Annotated in this window: 21 protein-coding genes; 6 read left to right on the top strand and 15 right to left on the bottom strand. The window is 66.1% G+C overall.

Annotated features, from left to right (window positions below):
* Positions 1 to 93: 93 nt before the first annotated feature.
* From MTR66_RS13025 to coxB, 11 genes are all read right to left on the bottom strand, one after another.
* A complete protein-coding gene (locus MTR66_RS13025; protein ID WP_243921716.1) occupies positions 94 to 978 on the bottom strand; it encodes a class I SAM-dependent methyltransferase in 885 nt (294 codons plus the stop codon).
* Positions 978 to 2,378: a threonine synthase gene (gene thrC / locus MTR66_RS13020; RefSeq protein WP_243921714.1), complete on the bottom strand. Its 1,401-nt coding sequence runs from the start codon at positions 2,376 to 2,378 to the stop codon at positions 978 to 980. The genes MTR66_RS13025 and thrC overlap by 1 nt, the downstream gene beginning before the upstream one ends.
* A gap of 68 nt (positions 2,379 to 2,446) precedes the next feature.
* A complete protein-coding gene (locus MTR66_RS13015) occupies positions 2,447 to 3,013 on the bottom strand; it encodes an SURF1 family protein (RefSeq protein WP_243921712.1) in 567 nt (188 codons plus the stop codon).
* A 2-nt stretch (positions 3,014 to 3,015) separates the two neighbouring features.
* Entirely contained in the window at positions 3,016 to 3,411 is a 396-nt protein-coding gene (locus MTR66_RS13010) for a DUF983 domain-containing protein (protein WP_243921709.1), read from the bottom strand.
* The gene (locus MTR66_RS13005; protein WP_243921707.1) at positions 3,404 to 3,910 is read right to left on the bottom strand and encodes a DUF3291 domain-containing protein; all 507 of its coding nucleotides are present in this window, start codon (positions 3,908 to 3,910) and stop codon (positions 3,404 to 3,406) included. The genes MTR66_RS13010 and MTR66_RS13005 overlap by 8 nt, the downstream gene beginning before the upstream one ends.
* The gene (locus MTR66_RS13000; RefSeq protein ID WP_243921705.1) at positions 3,910 to 4,731 is read right to left on the bottom strand and encodes a cytochrome c oxidase subunit 3; all 822 of its coding nucleotides are present in this window, start codon (positions 4,729 to 4,731) and stop codon (positions 3,910 to 3,912) included. The genes MTR66_RS13005 and MTR66_RS13000 overlap by 1 nt, the downstream gene beginning before the upstream one ends.
* Before the next feature lie 81 nt (positions 4,732 to 4,812).
* Positions 4,813 to 5,415 (bottom strand): cytochrome c oxidase assembly protein, encoded by a 603-nt coding sequence (locus tag MTR66_RS12995; RefSeq protein WP_243921703.1) that lies wholly within the window; start codon positions 5,413 to 5,415, stop codon positions 4,813 to 4,815.
* A gap of 5 nt (positions 5,416 to 5,420) precedes the next feature.
* Positions 5,421 to 5,573, bottom strand: a complete 153-nt coding sequence (locus MTR66_RS12990; protein WP_243921701.1) for a hypothetical protein — start codon at positions 5,571 to 5,573, stop codon at positions 5,421 to 5,423.
* A gap of 9 nt (positions 5,574 to 5,582) precedes the next feature.
* The gene (locus tag MTR66_RS12985; protein WP_243921699.1) at positions 5,583 to 6,509 is read right to left on the bottom strand and encodes a heme o synthase; all 927 of its coding nucleotides are present in this window, start codon (positions 6,507 to 6,509) and stop codon (positions 5,583 to 5,585) included.
* Positions 6,510 to 6,669: 160 nt separating this feature from the next.
* Positions 6,670 to 8,346: a cytochrome c oxidase subunit I gene (ctaD, locus tag MTR66_RS12980; RefSeq protein ID WP_243921697.1), complete on the bottom strand. Its 1,677-nt coding sequence runs from the start codon at positions 8,344 to 8,346 to the stop codon at positions 6,670 to 6,672.
* A 22-nt stretch (positions 8,347 to 8,368) separates the two neighbouring features.
* A complete protein-coding gene (coxB, locus tag MTR66_RS12975) occupies positions 8,369 to 9,391 on the bottom strand; it encodes a cytochrome c oxidase subunit II (RefSeq protein ID WP_243921695.1) in 1,023 nt (340 codons plus the stop codon).
* Between the two features lie 211 nt (positions 9,392 to 9,602).
* Between coxB and pyrE the strand changes: the two genes are divergently transcribed.
* The 6 genes from pyrE to ruvX all read left to right on the top strand — a co-directional run bounded on the left by pyrE (position 9,603) and on the right by ruvX (position 14,131).
* On the top strand, positions 9,603 to 10,187 hold the full coding sequence (gene pyrE, locus MTR66_RS12970) for an orotate phosphoribosyltransferase (RefSeq protein ID WP_243921693.1): 585 nt from the start codon (positions 9,603 to 9,605) through the stop codon (positions 10,185 to 10,187).
* Between the two features lie 38 nt (positions 10,188 to 10,225).
* Positions 10,226 to 10,969, top strand: a complete 744-nt coding sequence (locus tag MTR66_RS12965; protein WP_243921691.1) for a pyridoxine 5'-phosphate synthase — start codon at positions 10,226 to 10,228, stop codon at positions 10,967 to 10,969.
* A 154-nt stretch (positions 10,970 to 11,123) separates the two neighbouring features.
* On the top strand, positions 11,124 to 11,534 hold the full coding sequence (gene acpS, locus MTR66_RS12960) for a holo-ACP synthase (protein WP_243921689.1): 411 nt from the start codon (positions 11,124 to 11,126) through the stop codon (positions 11,532 to 11,534).
* Between the two features lie 20 nt (positions 11,535 to 11,554).
* Positions 11,555 to 12,472 (top strand): signal peptidase I, encoded by a 918-nt coding sequence (gene lepB, locus MTR66_RS12955; protein ID WP_243921687.1) that lies wholly within the window; start codon positions 11,555 to 11,557, stop codon positions 12,470 to 12,472.
* A gap of 46 nt (positions 12,473 to 12,518) precedes the next feature.
* Complete coding sequence (locus MTR66_RS12950; RefSeq protein ID WP_243921685.1) at positions 12,519 to 13,655, top strand: DUF3089 domain-containing protein; 1,137 nt, start codon at positions 12,519 to 12,521, stop codon at positions 13,653 to 13,655.
* Entirely contained in the window at positions 13,655 to 14,131 is a 477-nt protein-coding gene (gene ruvX, locus MTR66_RS12945) for a Holliday junction resolvase RuvX (protein ID WP_243921683.1), read from the top strand. The genes MTR66_RS12950 and ruvX overlap by 1 nt, the downstream gene beginning before the upstream one ends.
* Positions 14,132 to 14,284: 153 nt before the next feature.
* On the opposite strand, the gene MTR66_RS12940 is transcribed toward ruvX, so the two are convergent.
* The 4 genes from MTR66_RS12940 to MTR66_RS12925 all read right to left on the bottom strand — a co-directional run bounded on the left by MTR66_RS12940 (position 14,285) and on the right by MTR66_RS12925 (position 17,287).
* Positions 14,285 to 15,199, bottom strand: coding sequence for a transposase (locus MTR66_RS12940; RefSeq protein WP_243921681.1), 915 nt, complete (start codon positions 15,197 to 15,199; stop codon positions 14,285 to 14,287).
* Positions 15,199 to 16,182, bottom strand: a complete 984-nt coding sequence (locus MTR66_RS12935) for a hypothetical protein (protein ID WP_243921679.1) — start codon at positions 16,180 to 16,182, stop codon at positions 15,199 to 15,201. Before MTR66_RS12935 ends, MTR66_RS12940 begins: the two co-directional genes overlap by 1 nt.
* A 10-nt stretch (positions 16,183 to 16,192) precedes the next feature.
* Positions 16,193 to 16,372, bottom strand: coding sequence for a hypothetical protein (locus MTR66_RS12930; RefSeq protein WP_243921677.1), 180 nt, complete (start codon positions 16,370 to 16,372; stop codon positions 16,193 to 16,195).
* Between the two features lie 105 nt (positions 16,373 to 16,477).
* On the bottom strand, positions 16,478 to 17,287 hold the full coding sequence (locus MTR66_RS12925; protein WP_243921675.1) for a precorrin-2 dehydrogenase/sirohydrochlorin ferrochelatase family protein: 810 nt from the start codon (positions 17,285 to 17,287) through the stop codon (positions 16,478 to 16,480).
* Between the last annotated feature and the right edge of the window lie 2 nt (positions 17,288 to 17,289).

Below are 17,289 nucleotides of genomic sequence, written 5' to 3'. Positions count from 1 at the left end.
CCGCGCAGCGGGTGGTGGAGGGGGAGAAACCCCTCCGTCAGCCCTGCGGGCTGCCACCTCCCCATCGCTTCGCGACAGGGAGGATTTGAGCCGCTAATCCCGCCGCCAGCGGGCGAAGATCGCGGTGGGCAGCAGGCGGCCCTGCCCATCCTCGCGCACCGCCAGATCGCCATGTTCGATCTGGCCGGGAAGCCCCGCGAACAGCTCGTCCATCAGCCCGGCCAGCGCCAGCGAGGACATGCGCACGGCATAGACCGTGAGGAACAGGAACCGGCTGTTCTCATCGAGCAGCTGGCGGCAATCGCCCAGCAAAGCGGGCAGGTTTTCCTCCAGACGCCAGGTCTCGCCATTGGGGCCGCGCCCGAACTTGGGGGGATCGAGAATGATCCCGTCGTAGCGCTTGCCCCGGCGCACTTCGCGCGCGGCGAACTTGGCGGCATCGTCGATCAGCCAGCGCACCGGGCGGTCTTCCAGACCCGCCAGCGCGGCATTCTCGCGCGCCTGCGCCACCGACTTCTTCGAGGCATCGACATGCGTCACCGGCCCGTGCGCGGAAAGCGCCAGCGTGCCCACGCCGGTATAGCCGAACAGGTTCAGCGTCGAGGCATCGTCCCGCCCGCTGAGCTGCGCGCGCATCCAGTCCCACACCGGCGCCATGTCCGGGAAGAAGCCCAGATGGCGAAACGGCGTGCACTGCGCGGTGAAGGAGACCTCGTTCCATGCCAGCGGCCAGCCTTCGCGCGGGACCGGCTTTTCATAGTGCCAGCGCCCGCCGCCGTCCTCGTCCGAGCCGGGCACGAATTCGCCGTGGGCATCCCAGTCCGGCAAGCGCGGGGTCCACATCGCTTGCGGTTCGGGGCGCACGAAGCGATAAGCGCCGTAGCGCTCCAGCTTGCGGCCATGGCCCGAATCGACAAGGCCATAGTCCCCCCACCCCTCGCCGGTGAGGATAACGGGCTGGGGTACGAGGTCCGCCATCAGGCCTTGGGCGTGGCGTGGCCAGCCACGAACTCCGCCACCGCTTCATAAGTGCCCGGCAGTGCAACGCACTTTTCCTCGCGGTCGAACAGGTCGCCCACGCGTGCGGGCAGGCTGGGGCGGTGGCCGGTCGAGCGCTCGACCGCTTCGGGGAACTTGGCCGGGTGCGCGGTCGCCAGCGTGATCACCGGCGTGGCCGCATCGATCCCCGCCGCACGCGCGGCAAACAGGCCGCAGGCAGTGTGCGGATCGATCAGTTCGCCGCAGTTTTCCCAGGCCCAGCGAATGGTCGAGGTCATATCGTCGGCATCGGCGCGGGCCGACTGGAACAGCGCGGCGGCGCCTTCGCGCTGCGCATTGGTGAGCTGCATCGCCTTCGTCGCCTCGAAGCCCGCCATCTGCTCCGCCATGGCCTTGCCGTCGCGACCGCCAAGGTCGAACAGCAGCCGTTCGAAGTTGGAGGAGACCTGGATATCCATCGACGGCGCGGCGGTGGGCGTGACCGTGCCTTGCGAATAGTCGCCGGTGGACAGCGCGCGGTGGAGGATGTCGTTGACGTTCGTGGCCACGATCAGCCTGGCGACCGGCAGCCCCATCTTCGCCGCGACATAGCCCGCGAAAACGTCGCCGAAATTGCCCGTCGGCACCGAGAAGGCAACCGGGCGGTGCGGCGCGCCGAGCTGCAGGGCGGCGGCGAAGTAATAGACCACTTGCGCCATCAGCCGCGCCCAGTTGATCGAATTCACCGCGCCGATGGCGAACCGGCCGGTCATGTCCGTATCGTTGAACATGCGCTTCACCATCGCCTGGGCATCGTCGAACGAGCCTTCGATAGCGATGTTGTAGACGTTGGGGGCCAGCACCGTGGTCATCTGGCGGCGCTGCACGTCCGAGACGCGGCCCTGCGGGTGGAGCATGAAGATGTCCACTTTCTCGCGCCCCGCCACCGCATCGATCGCCGCCGATCCGGTATCGCCCGAAGTCGCGCCGACGATCGTCAGGTTACGGTCGGAACGGCTGAGGAATTCCTCGAAGAACAGGCCAAGCAGTTGCAGCGCCACGTCCTTGAACGCGAGCGTGGGGCCGTGGAACAGTTCCAGCACCCACTGCTGCTCGTCGAACTGCTTGAGCGGCGTCACCGCCTTGTGCGCGAAGCGGCCATAGGCCTGCGTGGTCAGCTCCAGCAGGCGGTCATACGTCAGGCTGTCGCCGACGAAAGGCGCCATGATCCTGGCCGCCAGTTCGGCATAGGGCAGGCCCGCCAGTGCGGCGATCTCGTCCGGCGAGAAGCGCGGCCATTCGCGCGGCACATAGAGGCCGCCGTCCGACGCGAGCCCCGCCAGCGTGGCGCCTTCGAAATCGAGCGCCGGAGCGCCACCGCGAGTGCTGATGTATTCCATGGCCAATCCTGTTGTTTGCGGGCGCGGTTAGCCCGGTGAGGCCCGAAAGGAAAGCCTTGGCTTGCCGCTCAGCCCTGCCGCAGCCGCTTCCACAAGGCGATGGCATAGATCGCCAGTGCCGTTGCCGCGAAGAAGAACCACTGCATCGCATAGGAGAAGTGGTTGTTCGGAATTTCGGACGGATCGGGCCGGGCGTTGGCCTGAAGCCCGGCGAGCGGCGGGTCGGCAATCAGGCGCGGGCCCGGAGCGATGGTTCCGTGGACCTTTCCGCCCTCCCAGGCCAGCGCGGCCTTGGGCTGCTGCGCCCAGCCCAGCACCACCAGCGCCGTGCCGCCACCGGGCAGCACGCACTCGGCCGTCTGCGCAATACCCGATTCGCCTGCGGTGTTGCGCCCGGCCATGCTGCTGTGACTGGCAACACTGGTGCAAGTCAGGTAAGCGCGGTGATAGAACAGCGTCTCGTCCACACCCTTCGATGGCCAGGCGATCTCCCTGCCCGTGCGCTGCGCGGCGGCATAGTCCGCCAGCAGCGCTTCCTTCCAGGCCAGCCGGTGCAACTGCCACACGCCCAGCGAAACCATCAGGGCAACCGCCGCCAGAACGACAAGCGTGGAAAGGACGGGAATGCGCCGCACGGTCAGTCCCTGAGGCGGCCCTCGCCCGCGCGGCGGCGGTACTCGGCGCCCAGCAGCCAGGCCTTGGCCATGCGCAGGCCCCCAATCACCAGCGCGGTCGTCAGCGGCACCCACAGGATCACATGGACCCAGAACGGCGGCTCGAACGAGAGCTGCAGCCAGATCGCCAGCACGGCGATAATGGCACCGACGATCAGCGTGAGGAATGCCGCCGGCCCGTCACCGACATTGAACTGCGTATAGTCGAGCCCGCAGGCGCGGCAGCGCGGGGCGAACTTGAGCAGGCCGTCGAACAGGGTCTTGCCGCCGCATTTCGGGCAGAGCCCCAGAACCACGGCCTCCCCCGTCGCGGGAGCGGTTCCGGTCTTCGGATCGGCCCCGGTTTCGCTCTCAGGCATTTCCCATGCACCAGGGATCGGGCTGGTGATCGACCGGCACGCCAGCCTCCCCCGGCGCGGGGAAGCGCGCCTTGAAGCTGAACGCCTGCGGGCAGGGCCCGAAACGGTCGAGCAGCCAGAGGCGCGAAAGGCCATCGCTCACAGTGGGGACGGTCCCGGCGGGAATCCACCAGAGCGCCTGATAGGCGCCCTCGAACCGTTCGAAATATTCGCGGCGCTTGGCCATGACCGGGGTGTGGGCGCTGCGATAGACGAATTCGAACAGCGAATCCGCATCTTCCCAGACCGACATGTTCACGGCCAGCAGGGGATCGGGCGAATAGCTGATCCCCATGGCATTGCCGCTCTCATCCTGCAGGCGCCAGATGAACCCGGGCGATTGATCGGCCAGCGCATTGACGCGATCGAGCGCGTCAAAGAACGGCTGCACGCGCGGATCGCCCCGGGGCGCCACCAGACGCCCGATATTGATCTGCGCGAGATGCCAGCCTTGCGCCATTATTCTATGACGGCGCCCGCGTTGCCCCAGATGTAGATGCACACGAAGAGGAACAGCCACACCACGTCAACGAAGTGCCAGTACCACGCCGAGGCTTCGAAACCGAAGTGCTGGCGCGGCGTGAAATCGCCCTTGTAGGAGCGCACGAGGCACACGATCAGCATGATGGTGCCGACGATCACGTGGAAACCGTGGAACCCGGTCGCCATGTAGAAGGCCGACCCATAAGTGTTCTGACCGAAGGGGAACGGCGCGTGGAGATATTCGTAAGCCTGGATCGAGGTGAACAGCAGGCCCAGCAGCACGGTCGCCCACAGGCCCTTCTTCAGCCCGTCGCGGTCGCCGTGGATCAGCGAGTGGTGCGCCCAGGTCACGGTGGTGCCCGAGCACAGCAGGATCAGCGTGTTGAGCAGCGGCAGCGCGAAGGGATCCATGACCGCTTCGATCGCCTTGGGCGGCCACTGGCCATCGACCACTTCGGTGAGCGTCGAGGGAAACAGCGAGAAATCGAAGAACGCCCAGAACCAGCCGACGAAGAACATCACTTCCGAAGCGATGAACAGGATCATGCCGTAGCGCTGGTGAAGCTGCACCACCGGCGTGTGATCGCCCGCGTGCGCCTCGTTGACGATCTTCGAGAACCACATGAACATGGATGCCAGCAGCACCGCCAGCCCCAGCCACGGCACGAAGTGGCCGCCGGGCAGATCGTGCATGAACAGCACCATGCCGGACGTGAACGTGAGAGCGCCGATAGTCGTGGCAAGCGGCGCGATATCCGGCGGAAGGATGTGGTAATCGTGGTTCTTCGTACCGGCCATGGTGCCTACTTCCCCGTTTTCCAACTGTCTATTTTCCCGCGGCTCCCCCCATAGGCGCCGCGCACAGATTTCCGGGAGGCCTTAACCGCCCGCATTGTTCTGGTCCAGTGTCTTTGCATCGCCGGTGGACGTTACGTGGAACGTATAGCTGAGCGTAATCTCTTCCACGTCCTTGTTGTCCGGATCGTCAAGAATCGCCGGATCGATGTAGTAGAGCACCGGCATGCGCACGGCCTCACCCGGCTTGAGCGTCTGCTCGGTAAAGCAGAAGCACTGGATCTTGTTGAAGTACTTGGCCGCCTGCTCCGGCTCGACATTGAAGCTGGCGGTGCCGGTAACGGTCTGGTCCGAATCGTTCCTCGCCCAGAACAGCGCCATGTCGCGCGCGCCGACCGATACCGTGTCGGTGCGCTGCAATGGCTTGAATTCCCAGGGCATATCACGCGCGACATTGGCATCGAAGCGCACGCGCATTTCCCGCCCGCTGTCCTTGACCGTGGCCGCCTGCGCCACATCGACCCGGCGGGTGGTGCCGCCATAACCGGTGACCTGGCAGAAGATGCGGTAGAGCGGCACCGAGGCATAGCCGAGCCCCAGCATGCCCAGCGCCATCGACAGCGCGACAACCGCGACCTTGCGGTTGCTCTGCCGGGCCCTTTCGGCCGCGCTGATCGCCCCGCTCATGCCGCTCAGCTCATCTTGGCGATCGAAATGAAGAACACGAGGATGACGAAAGCGGCAAGGCCAAGCGCCAGCACGCGGTTGCGGCTCTTGCGAATCTGCTCGATCGTCTGCTGGTCCTGCCCGTGCCCGGGACTGCGCCGTTGATTGCGATTATTCATATCTGCCCCTCAGATCACGATGAACCGGTCCACCACCAGCGCCGCGAACAGCGCGAAGAGGTAGATCACCGAATAGGCGAAGAGCTGCTTTTCCGGCTTCATCGCATCGTCCGGCCCCTGGCGTTCCCGGAAGGCCACACGGGCCGACAGGGCGAGGAACAGGCTGGACAGCACCAGCGCGCAAATGCCGTAGATCGCGCCCGAATGCTCCTTGCCCGGCAGCCACCAGGGCAGCGCGCTGAGCGGCAGCAGCAGCACCGCGTAGATCAGGATCTGGCGGCGGGTGGATTTCTCGCCCGCGACAACCGGCATCATCGGAATGCCGACTTTGGCGTAATCGCTCTTCACGAAAAGCGCGAGCGCCCAGAAGTGCGGCGGCGTCCAGAAGAAGATGATGGCGAACAGCACGATGGGCATCGCCGAGACATGCCCGGTCGCGGCGACCCAGCCGATCAGCGGCGGGAACGCGCCCGCGCCGCCGCCGATGACGATGTTCTGCGGCGTGCGCGGCTTGAGCCAGATCGTGTAGATGACGGCGTAATAGACGATCGAAACCGCCAGAATCGCGGCCGCGAGCCAGCCCACGGCGAACCCCATCAGGAACACCGAAGCCCCGCAGAGCACGCCTGCGAAGTCACGCGCGGTGGTGCGGTCCAGCCGCCCCTGCGGCAGCGGGCGCTTGGCCGTGCGCTTCATGCCCGCATCGAGATCGGCTTCCCACCACTGGTTGAGCGCGGCGGCACCGCCCGCGCCCATGGCAATGCACAGGATCGCGGTGAAAGCGAGCACGGGATGGATGCGTTCCGGCGCGGCGATCAGGCCGCACAGGCCGGTGAAAATCACCAGACTCATCACGCGCGGCTTGGTCAGCGCGAACAGGTCGCGCCAGTCGGCCGGAAGCGCAGGTGCCGTCCGCGTGAGCGGGGCGTCTGTCATCTCCCCTCCCGCTTGCGGGAGGGGCCGGGGGAGGGCCTGTTTCATAGATCTATCACATCGCGTCGAAGGGAGGGCGGCATGCCCTCCCCTAGCCCCTCCCGCAAGCGGGAGGGGAAACGGCCGAACACGACCGGCGAGCCGGCGTGCAGACCTTTGTCCATCAGTGGTGAGCCGCTTCCTCGATCACGGGCAGCGTCTCGAACTGGTGGAACGGCGGCGGGCTCGACAGAGTCCATTCCAGCGTGGTGGCGCCTTCGCCCCAGTAGTTGTCCTCCGCCTTCTTGCCCGCGGTGAAGGCATAGATGATGTTGACGAACCAGACGACGAGGCTGGCGGCCATGATCATGTAGCCGATGGTCGCGACATGGTTCCAGTGAGCATAGGCCTCGGCATAGTCCGGATAGCGGCGCGGCATGCCCTGCAGCCCGAGGAAGTGCATCGGGAAGAAGATCATGTTCACGCCGACGAAGAAGATCCAGAAGTGCACGTGCGCCAGGAACTCGGAGTGCATCTTGCCGCTCATCTTCGGGAACCAGTAATAGAAGCCCGCGAAGAGCGCCGTCACAGCCCCCAGCGACAGCACGTAGTGGAAGTGCGCCACCACGTAGTACGTGTCGTGCAGCACATCGTCGACGCCGCCGTTCGCCAGCACGACGCCGGTCACGCCGCCCACGGTGAACAGGAAGATGAAGCCGATCGCCCAGACCATCGGGCTCTTGAACTCCATGCTGCCGCCCCACATCGTCGCGATCCACGAGAAGATCTTGATGCCGGTCGGCACCGCGATGACCATGGTTGCGGCGGTGAAGTACATCTTGGTGTTCACCGAAAGGCCGGTCGAATACATGTGGTGCGCCCACACGATGAAGCCGACCACACCGATCGCGACCATCGCGTAAGCCATGCCGAGGTAGCCGAACACCGGCTTCTTCGAGAAGGTCGAGATGATCTGCGAGATGATGCCGAAGCCCGGCAGGATCATGATGTAGACTTCGGGGTGGCCGAAGAACCAGAACAGGTGCTGGTACAGGATCGGATCGCCGCCGCCCGCGGGATCGAAGAAGGTGGTGCCGAAGTTACGGTCGGTCAGCAGCATGGTGATCGCCGCGGCGAGAACCGGCAGCGAGAGCAGCAGCAGGAACGCGGTAACCAGCACCGACCACACGAACAGCGGCATCTTGTGCATGGTCATGCCCGGGGCACGCATGTTGAAGATGGTGGTGATGAAGTTGATCGCGCCCATGATCGAGCCCGCACCCGAAAGGTGCAGCGCGAAGATGCCGAAGTCGACCGCGGGACCGGGCGAGCCGGTGGTCGAAAGCGGGGCATAGACCGTCCAGCCGGTGCCCGCGCCCATGCCCGTGCCGCCCGGCACGAAAGCCGAGAACATCAGCGAGCAGAAACCGGCGACGGTCAGCCAGAACGAGATGTTGTTCATGCGCGGAAAGGCCATGTCCGGCGCGCCGATCATGATCGGCACGAACCAGTTGCCGAAACCGCCGATGATCGCGGGCATGACCATGAAGAACACCATGATCAGGCCGTGGGCGGTGATCAGCACGTTCCACATGTGCAGCGTGGCGTTGAAGTTCGACGGATCGTCACCCACCAGCTTCGAGAAGAAGCCGAGGTACTGGATGCCCGGCTCCATCAGCTCGGCGCGCATGATGCCGGAGACGGCACCGCCGATGATCCCCGCGCAGATCGCGAAGATCAGGTACATCGTGCCGATGTCCTTGTGGTTGGTGGACATGAACCAGCGGGCGAAGAAGCCCGGCTTGTGTTCGTGATGGTGGTCTTCCGCGTGAGCCTGGAAGTGTTCAGCAGTCGTTGCCATGTTCGGGACCCCTGTTTCGCGCTTATTCGGCTTCGACAGCCGCAGGCGACGCGGATGCGTCAGCGGCAGGAGCCGCGCCGGCGGGCTCTTCGCCCGGCAGATAATCGGTTTCGGTGGCGGCGGCCTTCTGGCCGTCGATCACACCGCCGGGATGCGTCAGGACCCAGGCGTCATACTTGTCGCGCGGCAGGGCCTCGACAGCGATCGGCATATAGCCGTGCTTGGCGCCGCACAGTTCGGAGCACTGGCCGTAGTACACGCCCGGCTTGTCGATCATCAGCACCTTTTCGTTGATGCGGCCCGGAACGGCGTCGAGCTTGAACCACAGCGACGGCACCGCGAACGAGTGGATCACGTCCGACGCAGTGACCTGCAGCCGAATCGGCTCACCGGCGGGAACGACCATGCGGTTGTCCACTTCGAGGTGCGACGGGCCGTCCCACGGCTCGGAACCGACTTCGCGCACGCCATTGTTGATGACGGGCTGGCCGGGAACGTTCAGCATGTTCGAGACGACTTCGAAATCGCCATTGTCGGGATAGCCGTAAGTCCAGAACCACTGGTTGCCCGTGACCTTGATCGTCAACGAGCCCTTGGGCGCGGGCTTGTACTGCTTGGCGATGAGATCGATCGAGGGCACCGCGATGCCGATCAGGATCAGCACGGGAAGCAGCGTCCAGATCACTTCGATCAGGGTGTTGTGGCTGGTCTTGGAAGCAACCGGGTTGGCGCGGCGGTTGTAGCGCACCGCAACGATGATCAGCAGCGCCAGAACCAGCAGCGTGATCACGGTAATGATCGGCAGCAGCACATCGTTGTGGATCCATGCGCCGTACACGCCGGTGGGCGAATACTGGTCCTGCAGGCCAATGCCTTCGGGAACGGGCATGCCCACACCCTCGACCGGTTTCATCGGTGTGTAGCTGCCAGCGGCGGCGTCCTGCGCAATGGCCGGAACGGCCGCAATGGCGAGGAAACTTGCGAGAGAAAGACCGAGAGCCTTCACGGATTTGCCAAAGGCACTGGCGTTTTTGCCGGATGTCATCGTTGTCACGCTTCCGTTCTCTTTATCGACGCGCAAGCGAGTTTGCCCCCCGTTACGCGCACCCCTTATGCGGAGGCGAGTGCCCCCCTTCCGCGAGCGGCTATACGCGCGCTTGCCGCGTGTCTCAAGCGCCTCTAGGGGAATTTTTGACCAAGGGGCGCACAAACGTGCGCTCGATCCATGCAAATCGCACCAGGGGTAAATGTCCGTCATGACCGAACAAGAGGTCCTCGCCGAGTTCCGGGCCAGCAAGGCTTTGCTTGAGGGGCACTTCCTGCTCTCCTCCGGCAGGCACAGCGCGCACTATCTGCAGTGCGCGCGCGTGCTGATGAACCCGGACCGCGCCGCCCGGCTGGCCGTCGCGCTCGCCGCGACTCTGCCGCACGACATTCGCAAGCAGATCCAGAAGGTCGTCTCGCCCGCCATGGGCGGCGTGATCATCGGCCAGGAGATGGGCCGCGCGCTGCAAGTCGACGCGATGTTCGTGGAACGCCCCGAGGGCACGTTCGAACTGCGCCGCGGCTTTGCGCTCGAACCGGGCGACAAGGTGCTGATGGTCGAGGACGTGGTAACGACCGGCAAATCCTCGCGCGAAGCGATCAAGGCGATCGAAGCTGCGGGCGGCAAAGTCGTGGCCGCCGCCTCGCTGGTGGACCGTTCCGCCGGGGCCGTCGATCTGGGCGTGCCGTTCTTCCCGCTGGTGGCGATCAACTTCCCCACTTATGACCCTGACAAACTGCCGCCCGAACTGGCGGGAACCCCTGCCATCAAGCCCGGCAGCCGCGCCCAGCCCTGATCCCGGACCCGTCCGGATGCCAAACTGACAGGACCATCGTGACCAACGTGCTCAATCCCGCCCGCCTCCGCCTTGGCGTCAACATCGATCACGTCGCCACCATCCGCAACGCGCGCGGCGGCGAACACCCGGACCCGGCGCGCGCGGCGGAGATCGTCGCGCAGGCGGGCGGCGACGGGATCACGGTGCACTTGCGCGAGGACCGGCGCCATATCGTCGATGCCGATCTGGAGCGCGTCGCCGGTGCCACCGGGCTGCCGATCAACCTGGAAATGGCCGCAACCGGCGAGATGCTGGAAATCGCACTGCGCCACAAACCGCACGCGGCCTGCATCGTCCCGGAAAAGCGCGAGGAACGCACGACCGAAGGCGGGCTGGACGCGGCCGGACTGCACAACCAGCTCGCCCCCATCGTCGGCCGCCTGTGCGACGCGGGCATCCGGGTGAGCCTGTTCATCGCCCCCGAAGCGCGCCAGATCGAAGCGGCGATGAAGCTGGGCGCGCCGGTCGTGGAACTGCACACCGGCGAATATGCCCATGCCACCGGCGAGCAGGTGGCAGTGGAACTCAAGCGAATCGCCGACATGGCCGCGCTGGCCGCCAAGAACGGTATCGAACCGCATGCCGGCCATGGGCTTACGTATGAGAACGTGCAGCCGATCGCCGCCATTCCCCAGCTCGCCGAGCTGAACATCGGGCACTACCTGATCGGCGAGGCCATTTTCTGCGGGCTCGAAGCCAGCGTGCGGAAGATGCGCGCGCTGATGGACGAAGTGCGGTGATAGGCGGGATGCCTGTCCTCCCCGGCACGGGGAGGGGGACCGCGACACGTAGCGGCGTGGTGGAGGGGACTCTCGACGAGACGCGGTGCCGGGCGGCGAATCCCCTCCACCGCCTGCGGCGGTCCCCCTCCCCGTGCCGGGGAGGACAGGTTTCATGATCATCGGAATGGGCTCCGACCTGTGCAATATCGAGCGCATCCAGAATTCGCTCGACCGCTTCGGCGCGCGCTTCGAGGCCCGTGTCTTCACCGAGATCGAACAGGCCAAAGGCAACCGCCGCCCGTTCACCAAGGCGGGCACGCTGGCCAAGCGCTTCGCCGCCAAGGAGGCTTTTTCCAAGGCCGTGGGCACCGGCTTCAAGGCAGGTGTGTTCATGAAAGATATCGGCGTGGTGAACGCCCCCTCGGGCGCGCCCACGCTGGCGCTGGCCGGCGGCGCACGCGAACGGCTGGATTTTCTGACACCTGCCGGTCATGAAGCGGTGGTTCACCTTACGCTAACCGACGATCATCCATGGGCCCAGGCCTTCGTCGTCATCGAAGCCCGCCCGCTCCCCGCCGGATAGGAACCAAGTTGCCCCCCGTCATGACCGATAGCGCCGCCCAGCCCGTCTCCCAAGCCGCGAAAAAGGCCGAAAAGATCAACTGGTGGCACGAATTGCGCGGCCTCACGCTGATGCTGCTGGGGGTGCTGGCGTTCCATTCGTTCGTCGCCAAGCCGTTCTACATCCCCTCGATCTCGATGATGCCGAACCTGCTGGTGGGGGACCGGCTTATCGTTTCCAAGTATCCCTACGGCTGGAACTGGTCCTCGCTGAGCTTTCACCTGCTGCCGCGCGGCACCTGGCGCATCCTGGGCCGCACGCCGCAATATGGCGACATCGTCATCGTCGTGCCCGGCAACCGCAAGGAAGACCTGATCAAGCGCGTCGTCGCCCTGCCGGGGGACCGCATCGCCGTGATCAACGGCCGGATCCGGCTCGACGGCAAGTTCATCAAGCGCGTCGTCGAACCGGCGACGCAGATCGCGGCCGACGATTCGCTCCAGTGCGACGGGCAGACGCCGGGCCATTGCTACGACGGCTTCGAGCAATACCGCACGCGCCTGCCCAACGGGCATGATGTCTACGAACTGCCGACGTACCGCGAAACCCTGCCCAACGGCGCGACTTATGACGTGATCGACTACATGAACCAGCAGCTCGACAATTATCCGGAAATCACGGTGCCCGAAGGCCATGTGTTCCTGATGGGCGACGACCGCGACCGTTCCGCCGACAGCCGTGCCCCGTTCGAGACGGACTTCATGGGCCATCCCGGCGGCGGCCTGGGCGGGCCGGTGCCGCTCTCCAACATCGGCGGGCGCGCCGAATTCGTCACGTTCTCGCTCGACGGCACCCAGACCTGGAACCCGCTGACCTGGTGGGGCGCGCTGCGCGACGGCCGCGCGTTCAAGAGCCTGCGGCCGCAGATCGATCCGGCGTACGCCCCCGCCGCGCAATAAGCGAAGCGCTTGACCCGGGCGCCGGGGCGGGCAAGACGCAGCGGCCATGGCCCGCAAGTTCCTTTACGTCATCGCCGTGTGCGTGGTGCTCTATATCCTCGCCAGGCTGGCCCTGACCTTCTACGCAGAAGACCTTTCCGAGATGGCCTTCGTGCCGGACGGCCCGTTTCACGAACGCCCGGCGCTGGCGGACAATGCCTACCGCAAGCCGGACATGTGGATCGCGCGGCCGGGAATGAAGCAGGACGCCGATCCCGCCCGATGGCTGCCGGCAGGCGCGCAGCGCGCCGAAGACCCGGCACGGCCATGGGTCTTCTTCATCCACCCCACCAGCTACATCGAAAAGGGCGACTGGAACGCGGACCTGAAAGACGCAACCGCGCGCAAATATGCCCGGCTCTTCGTCCAGACCATGGCCAGCCCCTTCAATGGCGCGCAGGCCGTTTTCGCCCCGCGCTACCGCCAGGCCGCCGTCGGCGCGTTTCTGACGGACAAGCCCGAAGGCAGCGCCGCGCTCGATCTGGCCTACCGCGATATCCTCGCCGCGTTCGATGCTTTCATCACGCAAGTGCCCGCGGACCGGCCGATCGTGCTCGCCGGGCACAGCCAGGGCGCCTTCCTGCTGCGCCGCCTGCTGCGCGACCGCATTGCCGGAACCCCGCTCGCAGGCCGGGTAATCGCGGCTTACGCGATCGGCTGGCCGGTCTCGATCGATCACGACCTGCCGAAGATGGGCCTTCCCGCCTGCGAGACAGCCAGCGATTCAGGCTGCGTGCTGAGCTGGCTGACCGTGGCCGATCCCGCCGACACATCGATGATGATGGCCGCCTATGCCCGCCGCAAGGGGCTGGACGGGCAGCCCGTGGGGCAAAGCCCCTTCCTGTGCACCAACCCGCTCACCGGCACGCGCGGCGGCTCCGCCGGTGCCGCGCGCAACACCGGCACGCTCGTGCCCGATTTCAAGACAGCCAGCGGGGAACTGGTGGCGCAGACGGTGCCCGCCGCCTGCGGGCCGGACCACTTCCTGCACATCGGCCCTCCGCCCAAACTGCCGCTGAGCGCGTTCGTGCTGCCGGGCAACAACTACCACGTATTCGACATGACGCTGTTCTGGTCCAACCTGCGGTCGGACTTCGCCCGGCGCAGCGCCGCCTGGGCCGCGAAGCAGAAAGCACAAGGCTGATGGAACCCCTGATCACCACCGGCGCGCTCGCATTCCGCGATGCCCTGCCCCAGGCCGGCGCGCTGCTCGGGCTGGACCTTGGCACCCAGACCATCGGCACCGCCTTCTGCGACGCGGGCTGGCGCTTCGCCTCGCCCGGCAAGACGCTGAAGCGCGGCAAGTTCGGCGCGGACAAGGCGCTGCTCGAAGCCCTGATCCACGAACGCGCGGTGAAAGGCGTGGTGATCGGCCTGCCGCTCAACATGGACGGATCGGAAGGCCCCCGCTCGCAATCGAGCCGCGCCTATGCCCGCAACCTCGCCGTGCTGGGACTGCCGATCCTGCTGTGGGATGAGCGCTGGTCCACCACCGGCGCCGAGCGCGGACTGATCGAACAGGACATGAGCCGCGCCAAACGCGCCACCCGCATCGATTCGGCCGCCGCCGCCGTGATCCTGCAAGGCGCGATCGATGCTCTGGCGGGGGGAATGTTCTAGGGCCGGATGCAGGAAGGCTGCACCAAACCCCGCTCACCCTGAGCTTGTCGAAGGGTGTCCTGACACGCACAGGGATATGGCCCCGGCGCTGCGCCTGCGTCCTTCGACAAGCTCAGGACGAGCGGAGGCGGTGCAAGTTTCATACGCGGCACCTTAGCTTCTTTGCCGTTTGGCCACTTCCGCCACCAGGCGACTGCCCGATCCTTCCGCCTCCTGCCAGATCGCATCGCGCGCTGCCTCGCCCGGAGCAGCGCCAGCCAGTGCATGCCAGGCAGTGAGGCGCATGCGGTCGCTGGGATGTTGCAGGCCGAAACGGAAGGCAAGATCGCGCGCCTCGTCCCCGCCGAGCGCGACGGCCAGCCGCAGGAACGTCTCGCTGGGGCCCTGACCGAGCACTCTGGCCACCCGGAAGCTGCCCGCGCTGCCGGGTTCCGGTTCGAAAACGTAATGACTGTCCCAGCTCCCCGCGCCGTGCAGGTGCGTCAGCGTCAGCGTGGCCGACAGGGTTGCGGGCGGGTGCAGGCAATGGACATCGGCCCCGGGCCGGTAGTGAACCATACGCCCAGCCCGCATCCGGTAACGGCCAAGCGGACGCAGCAAGACCGGTTCGCCGCGCCATCCCGACAATGCCTGCAGATCGCACGTGTAGTCATCCACCTCACAGCCGGGGCCGAAATAGCCCAGCGTCAGGAAATCGGCGTTGTGATTATGGACGAAGCCGTAACCCAGCGCCTGCGGCGAGCCTGCCCGCAACACCTGATCCGTGGCCGAAGGCCAGATATCGGCGGTAAGGATGAAATTGCCCCGCTGCGGCCGGGCCAGCACCACGCGGTTCGTCCCGGCACCCTGCGGCAACGGCGTTCCCGCCGCCACGCTGCCCTGCCCGGACAGCATCGCGATCAGCGCATCGCCCAGAAAGTCCGGATTGTTCCCCAGCCGCTTCAGCCAGTTCGCCGCATGCGAAAGACTGCTCTCCTCCGCCGGATCGAAGCCCCAAGCGGTAAGTTCGTCGATACATTCATCAAGAGAGGCCGGTGTCGGATCGCGAACCTCGATCGTCCTTGCCACTAGCTGTTCCTTTCCAGCCTGGGGCAGACTTCCAGCAGCGAGGCGCGAAGCGCGGCGGCAGGCTGTGCCAGCGGATCGCCGGGACTGGTGGCCAGAACGGAAAGCAGGTCAAGGCCAGCGGCAGCGTCGAGCGCGATCGCCTCGCGCATCGCCTGCCAGCGCAAGCTCTCTCCCGCTTCAATATCTAGCGCCCCGGACGCGATCCGGACCATCGGCGCGACCGCGTCCTGACGGTTCATCCTGCCCAGAAGCGTTACGGCCAGTTCAAGCAAGGTATCTTCGGCCCGCGCTGCCGCCTGATGAACCAGAGCGCCATCGGGCAGGCTGTATTCGCGCGCCGGTTCGCGGCAGGGGAAACGGCGCTGCAGGCGCAACAGGACCAGACTGCCATCGGCAGAGCGCACTTGCAGGGCCTGACGCCGCCCATAGCGGTAGGCGACCGTGCCGGGCCGCAACGCAAGCGAGCCGGATTGCAGAACGCCGCGCTCTTCCCCGCCTCCCTCGCCGCGAAGCAGCACCAGTTCGGCCTCGCCCGATCCTTCGAGGACGTGAATCCACGTTTCCCGCGGCACGAACTTGGCCGTTTTGGGCGCAGGCATCGAAGCGAGCACGCTTCCATCATAAGCCGCAAGCGCAAGGCTGGCACGGCCCGAACTGGCCAGCACCAGCGCGGGCGCCGCCTGGCGCGTGCCGTGCAGCAGCGGCAATTGCCCAAGCGGATAGCGGCCGAGCCCGCCAAGCCCGGCCTCGGCGAAGCTTTGCACGAAGTCCATTGCCGCGGCCTGCTCATCCGCGAAGAGCCGGGCCAGCGGCGCACATTTTTCAAGCGGATCGCCGCGTCCGAAATGCTCCATGGCGGAAAGGACCGGGGCCACGGCAGGACCAGCGCGCCATTCGGCAAGCCGCTGTGCCAGATCCGCCTGCCCCTTCTCCCACTCCAACGCATCCCGGCGAAACTCCGCCAGCATATTTTGCATGGGCATCAGAACGGCATCAATCGAACAAGGCAAACGGGTACAGGCACGGCATCAATACGGCGTAGTTGTCATCCTCCGCGTCAAGACGCGGCGCATCCGCCCGGCTGCCAAAGGCGCCGGTCAGAACGTCAAGATCAGGCAAGGCGTCCGGATCGATCCAGCATCGCTTCGCCTGTCCGGATTCAGCCATGCTCATTTTCGTACCCAAGACCAGAAGTGAACTTTCCGCAGTAGCGGATGTGCCCCATCTGGCGCCCGGAACTTAGTTAAAATCTTGAAATCATGGTTAACAGCAGGCCGTTCAGCCCATTGCGGGCGGTGCGCGCAGGATAATGGCCAGCCCTTCCCCGCGCGGCAGCTCTTCATCCCGCGCCAGGCATAGACGCCGCGCATCGGCCCGGGCGCGGTCGAGGATCTGCGGCGCAACCCCGTCCTCGAAACCGATGACACCGGCCGAGCCGAGCAGGCGCGCCTCCCTGAGCGTCAGATCCTCCGGATCATCGCTGCGCAAGGCGATCTCCACAGTGCCGCCCGATTCGACGCGTGCCGCCGAAAGCCATGCCTCCACGCGCCCGGCGCTGGCTTCTCCAGCGGCCTCCAGCGTGACGTCCAGCGCGCCGCCCGGCCCCAGAGCCGCGTCCAATGCCCGGCGCCGCTCGCCCGCATCGGGGAACCGCGCCCGCAAGGCGGCGCGGGCTTGCCCCAGCGCCGCAGCCAGCGCGCCCAGCGATTGCGGCAGGATCTGCTCCAGCCGTAGCCGCACCTGCTTGGCCAGCCCCGCCGATGCGCCGCCCGTGCCGATCGCCACCAGCACCGGCGAACGGTCGAGAATCGACGGCACGGTAAAATCGCACAGCGCAGGCCGGTCTGTAGCATTGACCAGCAGCCCGGCCTCGCGCGCGCGGAGGGTATCGGCTTCGGCGGCAGCATCGTCGTCATGGGCAATGAACGCCAGCCGGGCGCCCCGTGCTATGCCGTCCTGCAGATCGGCGATGACGAGCCCGCCCGCGCGCTCGACCAGCCGCCGTTTGGCCTCGGCCGCCTCGCCCGTGCCCAGCACCACCACCGGCTTCCCGGCGATGCGGTGGAACAGGGGCAAGCTCTCGATCATGG

Origin of the sequence: Novosphingobium beihaiense (genome assembly GCF_022832375.1) — a bacterium.
GTDB classification, from domain to species: domain Bacteria; phylum Pseudomonadota; class Alphaproteobacteria; order Sphingomonadales; family Sphingomonadaceae; genus Novosphingobium; species Novosphingobium beihaiensis.
Note: the sequence above shows the minus strand (reverse complement) of the source record. Positions and strands in the feature narration are given on the sequence as shown.

Coding starts and splice junctions, on each gene's coding strand:
- coxB (WP_243921695.1), bottom strand. CDS start 9,391: ATGACATCCGGCAAAAACGCCAGTGCCTTTGGCAAATCCGTGAAGGCT.
- MTR66_RS12930 (WP_243921677.1), bottom strand. CDS start 16,372: ATGAGCATGGCTGAATCCGGACAGGCGAAGCGATGCTGGATCGATCCG.
- MTR66_RS12990 (WP_243921701.1), bottom strand. CDS start 5,573: ATGAATAATCGCAATCAACGGCGCAGTCCCGGGCACGGGCAGGACCAG.
- acpS (WP_243921689.1), top strand. CDS start 11,124: ATGATCATCGGAATGGGCTCCGACCTGTGCAATATCGAGCGCATCCAG.
- ruvX (WP_243921683.1), top strand. CDS start 13,655: ATGGAACCCCTGATCACCACCGGCGCGCTCGCATTCCGCGATGCCCTG.
- MTR66_RS12950 (WP_243921685.1), top strand. CDS start 12,519: ATGGCCCGCAAGTTCCTTTACGTCATCGCCGTGTGCGTGGTGCTCTAT.
- MTR66_RS12925 (WP_243921675.1), bottom strand. CDS start 17,287: ATGATCGAGAGCTTGCCCCTGTTCCACCGCATCGCCGGGAAGCCGGTG.
- MTR66_RS13000 (WP_243921705.1), bottom strand. CDS start 4,731: ATGGCCGGTACGAAGAACCACGATTACCACATCCTTCCGCCGGATATC.
- MTR66_RS12935 (WP_243921679.1), bottom strand. CDS start 16,182: ATGCCCATGCAAAATATGCTGGCGGAGTTTCGCCGGGATGCGTTGGAG.
- thrC (WP_243921714.1), bottom strand. CDS start 2,378: ATGGAATACATCAGCACTCGCGGTGGCGCTCCGGCGCTCGATTTCGAA.
- MTR66_RS13010 (WP_243921709.1), bottom strand. CDS start 3,411: ATGCCTGAGAGCGAAACCGGGGCCGATCCGAAGACCGGAACCGCTCCC.
- lepB (WP_243921687.1), top strand. CDS start 11,555: ATGACCGATAGCGCCGCCCAGCCCGTCTCCCAAGCCGCGAAAAAGGCC.
- ctaD (WP_243921697.1), bottom strand. CDS start 8,346: ATGGCAACGACTGCTGAACACTTCCAGGCTCACGCGGAAGACCACCAT.
- MTR66_RS12985 (WP_243921699.1), bottom strand. CDS start 6,509: ATGACAGACGCCCCGCTCACGCGGACGGCACCTGCGCTTCCGGCCGAC.
- MTR66_RS13005 (WP_243921707.1), bottom strand. CDS start 3,910: ATGGCGCAAGGCTGGCATCTCGCGCAGATCAATATCGGGCGTCTGGTG.
- MTR66_RS12995 (WP_243921703.1), bottom strand. CDS start 5,415: ATGAGCGGGGCGATCAGCGCGGCCGAAAGGGCCCGGCAGAGCAACCGC.
- MTR66_RS13025 (WP_243921716.1), bottom strand. CDS start 978: ATGGCGGACCTCGTACCCCAGCCCGTTATCCTCACCGGCGAGGGGTGG.
- pyrE (WP_243921693.1), top strand. CDS start 9,603: ATGACCGAACAAGAGGTCCTCGCCGAGTTCCGGGCCAGCAAGGCTTTG.